Origin of the sequence: Bacteroides sp. Phil13 (assembly GCF_001940965.1) — a bacterium.
Classification (GTDB): domain Bacteria; phylum Bacteroidota; class Bacteroidia; order Bacteroidales; family Bacteroidaceae; genus Bacteroides; species Bacteroides intestinalis.
Genome location: NZ_MSHA01000010.1, coordinates 188,207 through 206,008, shown reverse-complemented (window position 1 = coordinate 206,008; position 17,802 = coordinate 188,207). Strand labels below are relative to the sequence as shown.

The window sequence follows — 17,802 nt, the reverse complement described above, 5'->3', positions numbered from 1 at the left end:
ATATGCAATATAACACTCAACAAAAACGGATGCCTTTGCCGGAATACGGACGCAGCATCCAAAACATGGTTGACCACGCGTTAACAATCGAAGATCGCGCCGAACGCCAACGTTGCGCAAACACCATTATCAACATAATGGGTAATATGTTCCCGCATCTGCGTGATGTACCCGATTTTAAACATAAACTATGGGATCATCTGGCTATCATGTCCGACTTCAAACTGGATATTGATTACCCGTATGAAATTATCCGCAAAGATAATCTGAATACCCGTCCGGAAGTAATCCCCTATCCCAGTACCAAAATCCGTTACCGCCACTACGGCCGTACACTGGAAGTATTGATAAAGAAAGCTATTGACTTCCCCGAAGGAGATGAAAAGCAGAATCTGATTGCCCTGATCTGCAACCACATGAAGAAAGACTTCATGACTTGGAACAAGGATACGGTAGACGACCGTAAGATTGCAGAAGATCTTAACGAATATTCGGGTGGCAAATTGCAGATGACGGATGACATCATCAAACTAATGGCTGAACGTATCAACCAGAACTACCGTCCGAAAATGAACAATCAGAACAACCGGAGAGATAACCGGAATAATAAGAGAAAGTACTAATAGATTTATGGCATCATTCGTAATTGAAGGAGGACACAGATTATCCGGCGAAATTCATCCGCAAGGCGCAAAAAACGAGGTATTGCAAATTATCTGCGCCACGCTGCTGACAGCCGAAGAGGTGACTGTACATAACATTCCGGATATATTGGACGTCAATAATCTTATTCAGTTGATGCGTGACATGGGCGTTACGGTATCCAGAAAAGGGCTTGATACGTATAGTTTCAAAGCAGAAAAGCTGGATTTGAGTTATCTGGAAAGCGATGAATTCCTGAAGAAGTGTTCCAGTCTGCGAGGTTCGGTTATGTTAATCGGCCCAATGGTAGCACGCTTCCATAAAGCGATGATTTCAAAACCGGGTGGTGACAAGATAGGACGCAGACGCCTAGATACTCACTTTATCGGCATACAGAATCTGGGTGCAGATTTCTCGTACAATACAGAACGCGAAGCATACGAGATTTCAGCTTGCGAACTGAAAGGCACCTATATGTTGTTGGACGAAGCTTCGGTAACCGGAACTGCCAACATTGTGATGGCAGCGGTACTGGCCAGAGGAACAACCACCATTTATAATGCTGCCTGTGAACCGTATCTGCAACAACTTTGCAAGATGCTGAACCGCATGGGCGCCAAGATACAAGGTATTGCCTCCAATCTACTGACCATTGAAGGAGTGAACGAACTGCACGGCACCGAACATACGATACTTCCCGATATGATCGAAGTCGGCAGTTTTATCGGTATGGCAGCCATGACGCAAAGTGAGCTCACCATCAAGAATGTTTCTTATGAAAACCTGGGCATCATCCCTGAAAGTTTCCGCCGTCTGGGCATCAAACTGGAACAACGGGGAGACGATATCTATGTTCCTGCACAGGAAACGTATCAGATAGAGTCGTTCATAGATGGTTCCATCATGACTATTGCCGATGCTCCCTGGCCGGGACTGACGCCGGACTTGCTAAGTGTAATGCTCGTAGTTGCCACTCAGGCAAAAGGCAGCGTGCTCATTCATCAAAAAATGTTCGAGAGCCGCCTGTTCTTCGTGGACAAACTGATAGATATGGGAGCACAGATTATTCTTTGTGATCCTCACCGTGCCGTTGTCATTGGTCATAACCATGCCATGCGTCTGCGAGGCGGGAATATGACTTCACCTGATATTCGTGCCGGTATTGCATTGCTGATTGCCGCCATGAGTGCGGAAGGAAGCAGTCGTATCCACAACATTGAACAAATCGACCGGGGGTATCAGGATATTGAAAGACGCCTGAATGCTATCGGAGCAAGAATTACGAGAATATGATATAGGATGGTGGAAGATGATTAAGAATGGTAGGATGATAAGATGATAAAAAGAGAAGATGTATATAAGATAGGAGTATTTAACAAACCGCACGGCATTCACGGTGAGTTGTCATTCACATTCACCGATGACATTTTTGACCGGGTGGAAGCTGAATACCTAATCTGCCTGTTGGATGGTATTTTCGTACCTTTCTTCCTGGAAGAATACCGTTTCCGCTCCGACTCCACCGCATTGGTAAAACTGGAAGGAGTAGATACGGCGGAACGTGCACGGATGTTCACCAACGTGGAAGTTTACTTTCCTGCCAAACATGCCGAAGATGCCGGACCGGGAGAACTGACCTGGGATTTCTTTGTAGGTTTCCGCGTAGAAGAAGTTAACTACGGAGACTTGGGAGAAGTGACAGAGGTGGATACTGCAACCATCAATACCTTGTTTGTAGTTGATCATCAGGGAGAAGAATTACTGATTCCTGCACAAGAAGAATTCATCCTGAACATTGACCAAAAGCACAAAGTAATCACAATGGATTTACCCAAAGGATTGCTGGCTTTGGATGAAACAGAGGAAGTGTAATATGAGTGATAAAGCGATAGGGCGATAAAGTGATAAACGCGTATGGTGAAAAAGAAACGACATAAAGCATTCTGGAGTAATATCAAATTCAAATATAAGCTGACTATCATCAACGAGAATACACTCGAAGAAGTAGTCGGTCTCCGTGTATCCAAGTTAAACGGCATCTCGGTATTACTTTCTGTGTTGACTGTTTTGTTTCTGGTTGCCTCAGTTATCATTGCTTTCACTCCGTTGCGCAACTACTTGCCGGGATACATGAACAGTGAAATCCGTGCCCAGGTGGTAGAGAATGCTTTACGAGTAGATTCACTTCAACAGTTGGTAGATCGCCAGAATTTGTATATCATGAATATACAGGATATTTTCAGTGGAACCATACGGGTAGATACTGTACACAATATGGACTCACTGACTACCGTACGCGAAGACTCGTTGATGGAACGCACACAGCGGGAAGCGGAGTTCCGGAAACAATATGAAGAGACAGAAAAGTATAACCTGACAAGCATTACAGCCCGCCCGGACATAGAAGGATTGATATTTTATCGTCCCACGCGAGGGATGATTACAGAAAAATTTGATGCTGACAGAAAACATTACGGTACGGATATCGCCGCCAATCCCGGAGAGAGCGTACTTGCTACGCTGGATGGTACAGTTATCTTGAGTACTTATACGGCCGAAACAGGGTATGTGATAGAAGTACAACATAATCAAGACTTTATATCCGTATATAAGCATTGCAGTTCCTTATTGAAACGTGAAGGAGACACTGTACAGGCCGGAGAGGCTATTGCTTTGGTAGGAAACAGCGGACAACTGACAACCGGTCCTCACCTGCACTTTGAGTTATGGCACAAAGGACGGGCGGTGAATCCGGAACAATATATTGTATTTTAAGTGATAGATAAATGAAAAAACAAATTGCTATACTCGGTTCTACCGGCTCCATAGGTACGCAGGCATTACAAGTGATTGAAGAACAATCCGACCAGTACGAAGCGTATGTGCTGACCGCCAACAACCGTGTAGAAGAACTCATTGCCCAGGCTCGGAAATTCAAGCCTGAAGCGGTAGTTATAGCCAACGAAACGAAATATGCCCAACTGAAAGAAGCCCTCGCCGATCTGCCTATCAAAGTATATGCAGGAACGGATGCTATCTGCCAAATTGTGGAAGACTCGGAAATTGACATCGTACTGACTGCGATGGTAGGTTATGCCGGACTGAAACCAACCATGAATGCTATTCGTGCCCGTAAACCCATCGCTCTTGCCAACAAGGAGACGCTTGTTGTGGCAGGTGAGCTGATTAACGATATGGCACGCCTATCCGGTACACCTATATTACCGGTAGATTCCGAACATTCAGCCGTTTTCCAATGTTTAGCGGGGGAACTCGGCAATCCGATAGAGAAGGTGATCCTTACGGCATCCGGTGGCCCGTTCCGCAATTGCACAATGGAACAACTGGCTACGGTAACCAAAGCCCAAGCCTTGAAACACCCTAATTGGGATATGGGAGCGAAGATCACAATTGATTCCGCTTCAATGATGAACAAAGGGTTCGAGGTGATAGAAGCAAAATGGTTATTCGGTGTTCGTCCGGATCAGATTGAAGTGGTAGTACATCCGCAATCTATTATACATTCGATGGTGCAGTTTGAAGACGGTGCAGTAAAAGCACAATTGGGTATGCCGGATATGCGTCTGCCTATTCAGTATGCATTCTCTTATCCGCACCGCCTGAAGGCTTCATTTCCCCGGTTAGATTTCAAGATGTGCACAAACCTGACATTCGAACAACCGGATATTACCCGTTTCCGTAATCTGGCTTTGGCTTACGAAGCTTTGCATAAAGGCGGAAATATGCCTTGTATCGTGAATGCAGCCAATGAAGTGGTAGTTGCCGCTTTCCTGCGGGATGAGATTTCATTCCTCGGCATGAGTGATGTGATAGAGAAAGCAATGTCTATCGTATCATTTGTGGCAAAACCGGAATATGAAGACTATGTAGCTACGGATGCGATGACACGCCGTATTGCACAAGAACTTATAAAGTGATAGCGGTATCAATGATAAGCCGCATTTAATATAGTAAATTGTAAATAGTAAAATAGAAAAATTATTAGATGGAAACATTTTTGATTCGTGCCCTGCAACTCGTTATGAGCCTTTCGTTGCTCGTTATCGTTCATGAGGGAGGGCACTTCCTCTTCGCCCGTCTTTTCAAGACACGGGTAGAAAAGTTTTGTTTGTTCTTCGACCCTTGGTTTACCCTGTTCAAGTTCAAGCCGAAAAATAGTGATACGGAATATGGTATTGGTTGGCTACCGTTAGGTGGTTATGTAAAGATAGCAGGTATGATAGATGAGTCTATGGATACCGAACAGATGAAACAGCCAATGCAACCGTGGGAGTTCCGGGCCAAACCGGCATGGCAACGGTTGTTAATCATGATAGGTGGTGTATTGTTCAATTTCATATTGGCATTATTCATCTATTCTATGATACTTTTTACTTGGGGAGATGAATACGTACCGGTACAAAAGGCCCCGCTGGGTATGGAATTCAACGAAACGGCAAAAGCTATCGGTTTCCGTGACGGTGACGTACTGATATCTGCTGATGGTGTACCCTTTGAACGTTACGGTGGTGACATGCTGACAAGCGTTGTCGATGCCCGCCAAGTAACAGTACGCCGTGATGGGCAAGAGGTATCCGTTTATATTCCTGAGAATTTCATGGAGCGTCTGCTGGCTGACAGTGTACGTTTTGCCTCATTCCGCTATCCATATGTTATTGATAGTATTTGTGCCAACCGTCCTGCTGCCCTTGCCGGCCTGCAAGCGGGTGACAGTATTATGCAATTGGACGGAAAGAACATTGCTTATTTCGATTTCAAAGAAGAGATGTTACGCCGTCAGAAAGCGGATTCTGCTTCTCATTATATCACATTGACTTATGCACGTGCCGGAGTGATAGATACCATAACTTTTGCTACAGATTCAATCTATGAGATAGGTGCAGTGGTACGTACGGCAACCAATCAGTTACTGCCGGTTGTAAAGAAAGAATATAGTTTTCTGGCCTCTTTCCCCGCTGGTGCAGCATTGGGAGTACAAACGCTGAAAGGCTATGTAGGACAGATGAAATATCTCTTCTCTAAAGAAGGTGCCAAGCAATTGGGTGGCTTCGGAACTATCGGAAGCATCTTTCCTGCTACATGGGATTGGCATCAGTTCTGGTACATGACAGCATTCCTTTCTATTATCCTCGCCTTCATGAATATTCTGCCTATTCCGGCACTGGATGGCGGACATGTACTATTCCTTATCTATGAGATTGTAGCTCGTCGCAAACCAAGTGATAAGTTTATGGAACGTGCGCAAATGGTGGGTATGTTCCTGTTATTCGGATTGCTGCTTTGGGCAAACTTTAATGATATTCTGCGGTTCCTGTTCTAAGAGAACTTTAGATTTACCCCAATAAAAAAGGATGACCAATATTACCTTGGCCATCCTTTTCTATATAATCGTATTTTCTTACACTAAATGTCCGATCCACTCTTCACGATCTCCCGGCAAAAGATCAATAACCGGAACCTCTACCATAGTGTAACAACCTGGTTGTTGACGCATGGAAGCGCGAGCTACACAAACCAATACCTGAGCAGTAAGTGCAGGGTTATTAATGCGCATATTGAACTCAAACAATTGATTCTGAGTTTTACCGGAAACTCCTTTACGAGTGAGGTTTACACCATGTCCCATGTCAAGCAAAGCATCTACGCTGGGAACTAATTTCACATGTGTCTCATCATTCACAAAATATGGATCTGCCTTGATGGCAGCAGATACTTTATCAAACTCATAACCGTCTTTCAATTCGATATAAACCATACGGCGGTGAATACCTGTTCCGGTAGGAATAGTCATGGAAAGAGCAGCCTTTACACCATCAATAGCTTTTACAGCTACTGTATGTCCCATACTCATTCCAGGACCAAAGTTTGTATAAGTAATTCCTTTCGGAGCAATCGCTTCCAACAGAGTACGTACGATAGAGTCGCTTCCCGGATCCCAACCTGCAGAAATAATAGAAACTGCATTATGCTCTTTTGCAGAAGCAGACAGTGTGCGACGCAAATCTACAATACCGGTATGAATATCGAAGCTGTCAACCGTATTGATGCCAAGTGCAAGGATTTCTTTGGCATAAGTCTCTACACTGCGGGTTGGTGTACAAAGAATTGCAACATCAACGCCTTCCAATTCCTTGATATTCTTTACAACAGGGTATTCACTCAGTTCTGCGGGACGATTTTCAGCTCCAGCTCGGCGTACTACACCGGCAATTTCAAAGTCGGGAGCCGCTTGCAACGCTTCGAGCACGTATTGCCCGATATTGCCATAGCCAACAATGGCTGCTCTTACTTTTTTCATTCTTTTATTGATATTATTTATCAGTTTTCTATTTTATCGGCACAAAAGTAATCATTTTCATTCAAATTAACCACAAAACGATTCAGTGTTCCACAGAGTTTTTTCTTTATTAACAAGATAAAAGAGTTACGAGCTACAAGCTACGAGTGGCTGCGCTATTATACCGAAAGGAGCTTGTAGCTTGTAACTCGTAACTTGTAACTCTTTCACACAATATTCTTCGCTCGCGCGCGTTATAGTAAGTATTATGATAGAATACATTAGAGGCGGACTTGCCGAGCTCAGCCCGGCAACCGCAGTTATCGACTGTAACGGATTGGGATATGCCGTTAATATTTCATTAAATACGTATGCTGCCATCCAAGGCAAAAAAGAGTGCAAACTATATATCTACGAGGCTATACGTGAGGATGCATATGTCCTCTACGGCTTTGCAGATAAACAAGAGCGTGAATTATTCTTGTTGTTGATTTCCGTTTCGGGCATTGGCGGTAATACTGCACGAATGATACTTTCGGCACTTTCACCGGCAGAACTGGTGAATGTTATCAGTACTGAAAATGCCAATTTACTGAAGACAGTGAAAGGTATCGGATTAAAAACAGCCCAACGGGTGATTGTGGATTTGAAAGATAAAATCAAGATAGGTACTGCAAGCGCAGGAAGTACGATAGGAAGTCTCGGCGGAATGTTATCTGCTGCTAATGCACAAGTGCAGGAAGAAGCTATTGCAGCATTGACAATGTTGGGATTTGCACAGGCACCATCACAAAAGGTAGTTTTGGCAATATTGAAAGAAGAGCCAGATGCGCCAGTGGAACAAGTTATTAAGTTGGCGCTAAAAAGACTCTAATTTAGCACTATGCGCTAAATTAAGTGACAAGCTACGAGCAACGAGCGACAAGAGCTTTTCAGCGTGATAGCCGAACGAATAATTATTCGTCCACGGGTATAGTTCAGTAACTTGTTACCCGTAGCTTGTAGCTCGTAACTTATTCAATTAAACACACATGAAGTCTCCTCGTATACGACATATCATTTGGTTATTGCTGCTATGGCTCATGCCTAGCAACTTTGTCGTTATGGGACAGAATGTAAATGGGGAGAATACACAAAAAGCGGAAAATGTACAGGATACAATAGCTCCGCGATATTCCGTTCGCAAGACCGTGCCGGGTACACTAAAAGACCTTTCTCCCCACCCTGCCGACCTGCAATCACCCATGAACCTACGAACCGAAGCAGAATATGATGCAAAAACAGACAGGTACTACATACGCACAAAATTAGGGAATACCGAAATCGATGTACCGATGGTACTAACTCCCGAAGAATATCTGGACTGGACATTGAAACAATCCATGCAATCTTATTACCGCCAAAAGAACGGAGAACAAATCGGCAAAGGAAAAGAGGCTTTCGACTTTATGGATATGAAGTTCAACCTTGGTCCGGCAGAGAAATTGTTTGGTCCCGGTGGGGTACAGATACGTACACAAGGTAATGCAGAACTCAGCTTCGGCATGACGTACAAAAATGTGAAGAACCCCTCACTTCCGGAAAGTCAACGCAAAACACTCGGTTTTGACTTTGACGAGAAAATCAATATCAACGTCAATGGAAAAGTAGGTGACAAGGTGAATATGAACATGAACTACAACACCGATGCTACCTTTGATTTTGACACCAAACGACTGAAACTGAAATATGAGGGAAAAGAAGATGAGATCATCAAACTGATTGAAGCCGGTAATGTGAGCATGTCCACCAATAACTCACTGATACGCGGAGCATCCGCACTGTTCGGTATTCGTACAGACCTGCAATTTGGCAAGCTAAAGCTACAAGCTGTTATCAGCCAGCAAGAGAGTGAAGCCAAAACAGTGACAAGTCGCGGTGGTGCACAAACCACTACGTTCGACTTCTCCGCAGATAATTACGAAGAAAATCGTCACTTTTTTCTAGCCCATTATTTCCGGGATACTTATGACAAAAACCTGACCCAACTTCCAAACATCCTTTCGGGAGTTACAATTAACCGAATTGAAGTATGGGTAACCAATAAACGAAACAACTATGATACCCCCCGCAATATTGTAGCATTAACTGACCTCGGGGAAGCCTTTCATATTGGTAACAACACAGCTTGGCAGGGAACAGGAAACCCATCCAACCCGACTTCCAATGTCAATGCACCCACCAACAATGCCAATACCCTTTATGCGCAGATGACCAGTACCTATGCCGCTGCCCGCGACATCAGCCAGGTAAGCAACACCATGAACAATATTCCCGGTGTAGAGGGAGGTATGGATTATGAGAAGATTGAAAGTGCCCGACTTCTCACTTCTTCGGAATATACTTTGAACAGTAAGTTAGGCTATATTTCACTAAAACAAACTCTGCAACCGGATGAAGTGTTAGCAGTCGCTTTTGAATACACACTGGGGGGACGGAGTTATCAGGTAGGTGAATTTTCTTCTGATATCAAAGAGACAGGGCAAAGTTTATTTGTTAAACTATTGAAGAATACGGCTAACTCTCCCGATGCCGCTTGCTGGGATCTGATGATGAAAAATGTCTATAGTCTCAATGCCTACTCTGTTCAGAAGGAGAAGTTCCAGTTGAATATCACCTACCAAAGTGATACGACAGGTGTGTATCTACGTTATATTCCCGAAGGCAAGATTGCCAAAATGCCTCTATTACGCGTCATGAACCTCGACCGCCTCAATAGCCAGAACCAAACTGGTACAGACGGTTTCTTCGACTTTGTAGAAGGCTATACTGTAACTGCTGTAGACGGACGTATTTATTTTCCAGTTGTAGAACCTTTCGGCAGTCATTTGCGAAAAGCAATCGGCAATGATGCACTGGCAGATAAATACGTATTTCAGGAACTCTATGACTCTACCCGTACTGTTGCCAGGCAAACTGCGGAGAAGAATAAATACCGATTAACGGGAGAATACCGTGCCTCCAATGCAAATGAAATACGATTGGGAGCCATGAATGTTCCACAAGGGTCGGTACGTGTAACAGCTGGTGGTATGACGCTGGTGGAAAATTCCGACTACACAGTAGATTACACATTGGGAATAGTTACCATCCTCAACCAAAGCATCATAGATGCCGGCACAGCCATCAGTGTAAATCTGGAAAGCAACACACTTTACAGCATGCAGCGCAAAACGATGATGGGGCTAAACTTCACTTATGATTTCTCGCAAAACTTCTCTTTCGGAGGAAGCATCATGCACCTCAGCGAAAAACCGCTGACGAGCAAAGTTGCAATGGGCGACGAACCCCTCTCCAACACTTTATGGGGGGTAAACGCCTCATGGAAGAAAGAGAGTCAATGGCTGACAAATATGATAGATAAGTTACCTTTTGTCAATGCCACCGTCCCCAGTAGTATCAATCTGGGTGTGGAATTCGCCCACCTCATTCCGGGACATGCCAAAGGACTGCAACAAAACGCTTCGTACATCGATGACTTTGAAAGTACGCAAAGTGGTATCGACCTTCGCCAGCCCTCATATTGGATGCTGGCAAGCACTCCCTACAGCCCTTCCGCCTCCGCCCTCTTTCCCGAAGCATCACTCAGTAATGATATAAACTATGGAAAAAACCGGGCATTACTGGCATGGTATCATATCGACGGACTTTTTACCCGACGCAATTCTTCGCTGACACCGACACACATCAAAAATGATCTCAACCAACTTAGTAACCACTACGTACGCGAAGTATATGAACAAGAACTTTTTCCTAATAAGGAAACCCCTTATCAGGAGTCAGCCTCTATGAATGTACTGAACCTGGCATATTACCCGCAGGAACGGGGACCCTATAATCTCGATACGGATATGAATTCGGATGGTACTCTACGTAATCCGGAGAAACGCTGGGGAGGTATGATGCGCAAATTGGATACAAGTGACTTTGAAGCTGCAAATATCGAGTATGTTTCATTCTGGCTACTCGATCCTTTCATCTATACAGAAGATGGTACACTTATTAAAAATACGACTTCTACCGCCCGCGGAGGTGACCTTTATATCAATCTCGGAGAAGTATCCGAAGATATATTGAAAGACGGCAAGAAATTCTTTGAAAATGGTCTGCCCATTGATGGAGATATGACAAAAACCGAAGAAACCGTCTGGGGACGTGTCCCCAGGGACCGTAGCGTAGTGTATGCCTTCGATAATACTTCCGGTGCACGCCGCCGCCAGGATGTCGGTCTGAACGGACTCTCCACAGAAGACGAACGTACTTTCTCCACGTATCAGAAATATCTGGAACGAGTACAAGGCATCGTTAATGCCGAAGCTTACCAGAAGTTCTACAATGACCCGGCCGGTGATACTTATCACTATTTCCGGGGTAGCGATTACGACCGGGAGGAACGTAGTATCCTGGAGCGTTATAAATACTACAACAATACCGAAGGTAACTCCACAGCCAGTGAAGACTCTCCTGAGCGATATGACATATCCTCAAAAACCGTACCCGATGTAGAAGATATCAATCAGGACAATACACTGAACGAGACTGAGAAATATTTCCAATATCGTGTCCGCCTTGCTCCCACCGATCTGAAAGTAGGGCAAAACTATATCACCGACAAAAGAACAGTCAGCGTCCGCCTGCGCAACGGACAAACAGAAGAAGTGACCTGGTATCAGTTCAAAGTACCTGTACGCAGTGGCGAGGCAGTGGGAAGCATTAAAGATTTTAAATCCATCCGCTTCATGCGTATGTTCCTGACCGGATTTGAGAAACCCGTTGTACTACGTTTCGCCACACTCGAATTAGTACGTGGTGAATGGCGTACCTATACCGATGCCTTGAACAACACACAGCAAGGTGCTTCTACCACCAGTTCCGCTACATTGGATGTATCTGCCGTCAACATCGAAGAAAACGGTGATCGCACCCCGGTAAACTATGTGATGCCTCCTGGAATTTCCCGCGTCATCGATCCCGGACAACCGCAACTCCGTCAACAGAATGAACAAGCCATGAGCTTGAAGCTGGAAAAGTTGGCTCCCGGTGATGCCCGTGCCGTCTACAAAAATACCGGTATGGACATGAGGCAGTACAAACGCCTGCAAATGTTTGCCCATGCCGAAGCCTTACCCGATCTCAGTACTGACCCACAAGACGGTGAGCTCTCCGTATTTATCCGCCTCGGTTCAGACTATCGTAGCAATTATTATGAATACGAAATTCCACTCACACTCACTCCCCACGGAGAGTATAATGGAAGCACTGCTGCCGGTTGCCTTGCCGTCTGGCCTAAGTCAAATAATCTGGATATCGACCTCAGTGTGCTGACCAATGCAAAAAAAGCACGCAATCGCCTGAAGAATATTTCAAATAGTGGTGTAACCTATGCCAAAGTCTATTCTGAATACGATCCGGATAAGCCCGCTAACAAAATAAGTGTAATCGGTAATCCGTCGTTGGCAGAGGTAAAAACTCTGATGATCGGAGTTCGCAATAATTCTCGTACCGTCAAGTCGGCAGAAATCTGGGTAAACGAACTGCGTCTCACTGAATTCAATGAAGAAGGTGGTTGGGCTGCACAAGGCAATCTCAATGTGCAACTCTCTGATATAGGTAGCATCAATCTGGCCGGACACATGGAAACAGCCGGTTTCGGCGGATTGGAACAAAGTGTCAGCGAACGCCGTCTGGATGACTACTATCAATACAGCTTCACTACTACATTCGACCTTGGACGCTTCTTTCCCAAGAAAGCCAAACTGACTGCGCCCATTTATTTCTCCTACTCCAAAGAAGCCACCACGCCCAAGTATAATCCACTGGACAAAGATATGTTACTGGATGATGCACTTGACGCCTGCACCACCGATTGGGAACGCGACTCACTGATGAATATAGCCCGTGAAATTACTACCTACCGTAATTTTAGCCTCAGCAATGCACGACTGGGTATCACCAGTAAGACTCCCATGCCATACGATCCGGGAAACTTTACTTTCAGCTACTCCCGTTCCCTACGTCATAATCAAGGCAGTACTACCGCCTATGAAAATGAAACAGACTGGCATGCTGCTATGACTTATAACTACGCTCCCATATACCGTCCATGGGAACCTTTCAAAAACATGGAAAACAAGTCTCCCTGGATGCGTTTTATTAAGGAACTCAATCTAAACTGGCTACCTCAAAGTATATCATTCAATACCGACATGACACGCCATTACTACGAACTGCAACTCCGTGACCTAGAAGCATTGACCTCCGGAACATCCGTGGGCAATGGAGACATCAGTATCGAAAGTATTCCAATCTCTGTAGCCAAAGAATTTCTCTGGAACCGTGACTTTGCCCTGCGCTGGGACCTGACAAAAAGCCTTCGCTTCAATTTCACCTCTGCTACCCACGCTGAAATTGTAGAGCCCTACGGCGTAGTGAATAAAGACCTTTATCCTGACGAATACACAGCCTGGAAGGATACTGTCCGCCGTAGCCTGCTCTCACTCGGCCGTCCCATCGACTTCCAGCAGACATTCAATGCTACCTATAAACTCCCATTTGATAAATTCCCTGCCACTGACTGGATCAGTGCAGATCTCCGCTTTGCTTCTTCCTATAACTGGGATCGTGGTGTCTCTTTATCCGAAGGCATAGAAATGGGAAATACTGTTAGCAATCAACGAAGTATCGATGTAAATTCCCGTTTCAACCTTGAAGCATTATATAACAAGATCCCCTATCTGAAGCAAGTAAACCGTCGTTTCTCTGCCTCGTATCGCAAACCGACATCCCCCAAAGAACAGAAGCCACGCCGCTACGATAAAGAAGTACAACTACGTGCAGATACCACCCTCACGATACAGCACAATATGAACTCCCGTCGTCCCAAAGTCAGTGCACTTACAGTAAACGGGCGTCGTTATCCTGTAAATTATAAGGTCCTAAGTGCCAATTCCCTCCGTATCGATACAAAAGATACGGCACGCATTAAACTTACGATCATTCCCGGGCCCAATCCGGAAGATGGCTGGTGGTATAAATTCGGGCAACATACCGCCCGCTTCGCTATGAGCGTGCGCAATTTCAGCTTTACGTACAAGAATACATATGCCATGACCCTTCCCGGCTTCCGTCCTGAAGTCGGTGACATGTTCGGACAAAAAAAGCATGGTGGCTTCCTTGCTCCGGGAATAGACTTTGCTTTTGGTCTTACCGGAGATGGCTACATTGACCGTGCCCTACAAAACGATTGGCTTGTTTGTAACGACTCCATTGTCAGTCCGGCCAGCAGTAATGCACTGGAAGACTTACAACTACGTATTTCTCTGGAACCGATACGTGATCTCAAAATAGACCTCACTGCAAATCGTACCCGTAACCGCAGTCGCGAAATGCAATATATGTTCGCAGGCATGCCGGATACCCGCAGTGGCAATTTCTCTATGAGCATCATTTCTATCGGAAGTTCTTTCGAACGACACAGTGCCGGAGATGGCTACCGTTCCGGTACTTTCGAACGCTTCCGTCGCAACCTCGATGTTATCCGGGATCGTGTGGAAACTCAGTTCATTGGCACACAATACCCACAAGGCAGCACCTTTGCCGGTAAGACATTCGATCCAGCCAACGGTACTATCAGCAAACATTCACCAGACGTAATGATACCTGCTTTCCTTGCCGCCTATACCGGAAGGAATGCCCGGAACTCGGCCCTCGACTTCTTCCCCAGCCTATTCTCCATGATGCCGAACTGGCGCATTACCTATACCGGACTCACCAAGATAGCCTGGTTCAAAAAGAATTTCCGCAGCGTCAATCTGAATCACGCTTACCGGAGTACATATAGTGTCGGCAGCTACAATACTTTCCAAAGTTTCATGAGCTATATGGGCGATCTTGGTTTTGTAGAAGATGTACAAACGGGAAATCCCATTCCTTCATCCCGTTTCGATATCAGCATGGTATCCATCAACGAGCAATTCTCTCCCCTCATTGGTATGGATGCTACTCTCAAAAATGGACTTACCGCCAAAGTAGAATATAAAACCAGTCGTATTCTGAATCTTAGTATGAGTGCATGCCAACTGGTAGAAACAGCCTCACGTGACTTTGTAATCGGTTTGGGATACAAGATTGTAAACTTCAACTTATTCAGCCGCCGCAATGTAAAGGACAGTAAAAATCGTGTCAGCCATGATCTTGCTCTTCGCGCCGATATATCATTCCGTAACCAGTCGGCCCTTTGCCGTGATATACAACAAGGATTTGCCCAGGCTACCAATGGGAACAAAGCCCTTAAAATATCTTGTTCTGCAGACTATACCCTAAGTCGTCTTCTGACTTTACGTCTCTACTACGATCGCCAGCAAAATACCCCACTGATATCTTCCAGTTCGTACCCGGTTGTCAGTGCCGACTTCGGTTTCAGTATGAAATTCTCACTGACTCGGTAAATATATCCGACGGCAGGAACACAAGTTCGAGGGAAAGCCCTATCTTTGTCTAATATAAAGTAAAACAACATGAAACAATCAAGAATTTACATGAAGCGTTGGTTAGCAGCTAACGAACGCAGTAAACAAGTTCCGACCGACACTTGGTATTTGCACTTCGCCAGTCAACTACTTCTTTTGATCGATCAATCTCCATTATACTGTAAAAAATCTGAAACGGAAAGAGTAGATGCTGCCATTTCATTAGCTCTCTACTTCCAAGACTGCATAGCCCAATCAGGTGGCTGGAAAGAGTTTTCAGATGCATACTATGGACTGTATAAATCTTATCTGCCCTTCTATACGCTGACGGATGCATATACTCCTGATGAGATCAACGTAGAGGACTTGTCATTTGTACAATGGACACTCTTCTCCCGATATGCTATTTTTGAAGAAGACGAAGTTATCGTCCAAAACCCTCATAACCCCGATTTATTGGCACTCAGCCAAGAAGCGTATGATCTAATGGATGCTTCATTCGAAGAAGCACCTATTTGCGATGAACCTTCTTCTCCTATTTGGGTGATGGGATTGGATTTATTAGAAATGCCTCAAGTGCCATTACCCGAAATTAAACCGGGAATGCAACTCAAGAAAGATGTAGAAAATTGTCTGGCATACAGTAAAGGAGAACCACTATTGTACTTCTCCGTATATGACGAGCTATGTAAATTCTTTATAGAAGAACTGAAATGGGAAAATAAAAATGAAAGCCTGCTACCCGAATTAAAAAATGAAAGGAACTTCGTAATCTATGCCAACGCCAAAGGTATGTTGATTGCCCCGAATGTTTCCTATTGTTTCTGCGATCCGCATAATCCAACATACAATGCAGCAAATGCTGCTGATAGAGGATTCAAATTATTCACTTATCCGGGAGCTTGTCCCTTTGATCTTGTAAAATATGGTATGGCTAAAGGGTTGTTCCCTGATCTGCAACTCCCTTTCCCCGGTGGAAAAGAAGTATTGCATGATAACTGGGACTTCATTGCGCGGTACTTCTTGTGTGAATATTACGAAGGAGAGTGAGAGTAATTGTGAGTTATGAATTATGAATTATGAATTGCCATGCGGCATGATTGCGCAGCCCATTCATAATTCATAATTATCCTACATTTCTATAATCTCTTCCTTACACAGCGTCAACTTCTCTACCCCGTCCACTGTTACTGCCCAAGAATTTTCGATGCCCAACGGACCAATACCCGGTAATACGATTTTCGGTTCAAGCGCAAATACCATGCCCGGCTCCAACTCCTGTTTCATACGCGGAGCAAGTACAGGGGCTTCATTAATTTCCAGACCAATACCATGACCTATAAATTTCGCTTTCTGTCCGGCTCCCATAAAGTAATCAGCAAACCCGGCTTTAGTAACCATATCGATAGCTGTATTATAAAGATCTTCGCACACAGCCCCTGGTTTTGCCTTTTCTGTTACGGCTTCCTGTATTTCCAGACAAGTTTGATGAGCAGCATAAGCTCTCTCCGGCAATTTACCAATAGAGAACACACGGCTCATATCACCCATATATCCATTGAAGTTTCCACCCATATCCACCATGAGACTCTGTCCGGGTTGCAACATTGCACCATTTGCACCGATAGGTATAGACGGATCAAGTCCTTCACCTCCTAAAGCAAAATCATAAGGTGCAGGAGCAGTAGCATTATCACCAGCCAACAGACTTCCCATAAATATCTCCATACTCTGTCCAAAAGTCCGGAAAATACCCAGGCAACCTTCCAAGCGCATCAGACGTTCTATCTCAATAGACAACTGGCGATCTGTCATTTCCGGTTGATAAACAGAAGGAATCCGCTCGTATGCTTTCGCGTGAGCAGCACCCGACCGGCGGAACATCTCAATCTCAATATCCGTCTTTATACTGCGTGCCTTACGAATAATAGGTGTACCATTCACAACCGTCGTTTCCGGAAAGCAAGCTGCCAGACGGGTATATTCAGTATACGACAATTCATCTCCCTCCAACATTAACTTTGTGGGCAAAGGTAACCCGCACTCTTTCAACAAATCAGTCAACTGCTCCGGCTTACGGATAGGATAAATATGTTCCCCCTCAATATTATTAGGGCGTTTGATAAACAAACGTGCCGGGGCATTCAGAGGTAAATAAAGATAACCACTGACAACACGTCCATACGTATAGATTAAATTTACATTGCAAGTGATAAGAGCGGCATCAATCTCTTGTTGAGCCATCAAGACGCGTATTTTATCGCGTCTCAGTTTCAATTCAGGTTGTAACATCTCTTTGTTATTTATAATTTTGAGATGCAAAGGTAGACTAAAAAATGAAGAATGAAGAATGAA

At 44.7% G+C, this 17,802-nt stretch carries 11 protein-coding genes; 9 read left to right on the top strand and 2 right to left on the bottom strand.

Annotated features, from left to right (window positions below):
* Positions 1 to 2 precede the first annotated feature (2 nt).
* From BWI44_RS01890 to rseP, 6 genes are all read left to right on the top strand, one after another.
* The gene (locus BWI44_RS01890) at positions 3 to 623 is read left to right on the top strand and encodes a DUF4290 domain-containing protein (protein ID WP_007667819.1); all 621 of its coding nucleotides are present in this window, start codon (positions 3 to 5) and stop codon (positions 621 to 623) included.
* Positions 624 to 630: 7 nt separating this feature from the next.
* Positions 631 to 1,935, top strand: a complete 1,305-nt coding sequence (gene murA, locus BWI44_RS01885) for a UDP-N-acetylglucosamine 1-carboxyvinyltransferase (RefSeq protein ID WP_007667820.1) — start codon at positions 631 to 633, stop codon at positions 1,933 to 1,935.
* A 42-nt stretch (positions 1,936 to 1,977) separates the two neighbouring features.
* Entirely contained in the window at positions 1,978 to 2,514 is a 537-nt protein-coding gene (gene rimM / locus BWI44_RS01880; RefSeq protein ID WP_007667821.1) for a ribosome maturation factor RimM, read from the top strand.
* 42 nt (positions 2,515 to 2,556) lie between these two features.
* On the top strand, positions 2,557 to 3,417 hold the full coding sequence (locus BWI44_RS01875; RefSeq protein WP_007667822.1) for a M23 family metallopeptidase: 861 nt from the start codon (positions 2,557 to 2,559) through the stop codon (positions 3,415 to 3,417).
* 11 nt (positions 3,418 to 3,428) lie between these two features.
* On the top strand, positions 3,429 to 4,580 hold the full coding sequence (locus BWI44_RS01870; protein WP_195208308.1) for a 1-deoxy-D-xylulose-5-phosphate reductoisomerase: 1,152 nt from the start codon (positions 3,429 to 3,431) through the stop codon (positions 4,578 to 4,580).
* Between the two features lie 68 nt (positions 4,581 to 4,648).
* A complete protein-coding gene (rseP, locus tag BWI44_RS01865) occupies positions 4,649 to 5,983 on the top strand; it encodes an RIP metalloprotease RseP (protein WP_007667824.1) in 1,335 nt (444 codons plus the stop codon).
* Between the two features lie 78 nt (positions 5,984 to 6,061).
* Here rseP and BWI44_RS01860 read toward each other — a convergent pair whose 3' ends face one another.
* Positions 6,062 to 6,961 carry a diaminopimelate dehydrogenase gene (locus BWI44_RS01860; protein WP_007214908.1) on the bottom strand — a complete coding sequence of 300 codons (900 nt, stop codon included), beginning with the start codon at positions 6,959 to 6,961 and terminating at the stop codon, positions 6,062 to 6,064.
* A gap of 247 nt (positions 6,962 to 7,208) precedes the next feature.
* Between BWI44_RS01860 and ruvA the strand changes: the two genes are divergently transcribed.
* From ruvA to BWI44_RS01845, 3 genes are all read left to right on the top strand, one after another.
* Positions 7,209 to 7,814: a Holliday junction branch migration protein RuvA gene (gene ruvA, locus BWI44_RS01855; protein ID WP_117692391.1), complete on the top strand. Its 606-nt coding sequence runs from the start codon at positions 7,209 to 7,211 to the stop codon at positions 7,812 to 7,814.
* 157 nt (positions 7,815 to 7,971) lie between these two features.
* A complete protein-coding gene (sov, locus tag BWI44_RS01850) occupies positions 7,972 to 15,426 on the top strand; it encodes a T9SS outer membrane translocon Sov/SprA (RefSeq protein ID WP_195208309.1) in 7,455 nt (2,484 codons plus the stop codon).
* Between the two features lie 69 nt (positions 15,427 to 15,495).
* A complete protein-coding gene (locus BWI44_RS01845) occupies positions 15,496 to 16,497 on the top strand; it encodes a DUF3843 family protein (protein ID WP_138293045.1) in 1,002 nt (333 codons plus the stop codon).
* Between the two features lie 81 nt (positions 16,498 to 16,578).
* Here the strand turns inward: BWI44_RS01845 and BWI44_RS01840 are convergent, their stop codons facing one another.
* A complete protein-coding gene (locus tag BWI44_RS01840) occupies positions 16,579 to 17,739 on the bottom strand; it encodes a M24 family metallopeptidase (protein ID WP_195208310.1) in 1,161 nt (386 codons plus the stop codon).
* Positions 17,740 to 17,802 lie beyond the last annotated feature (63 nt).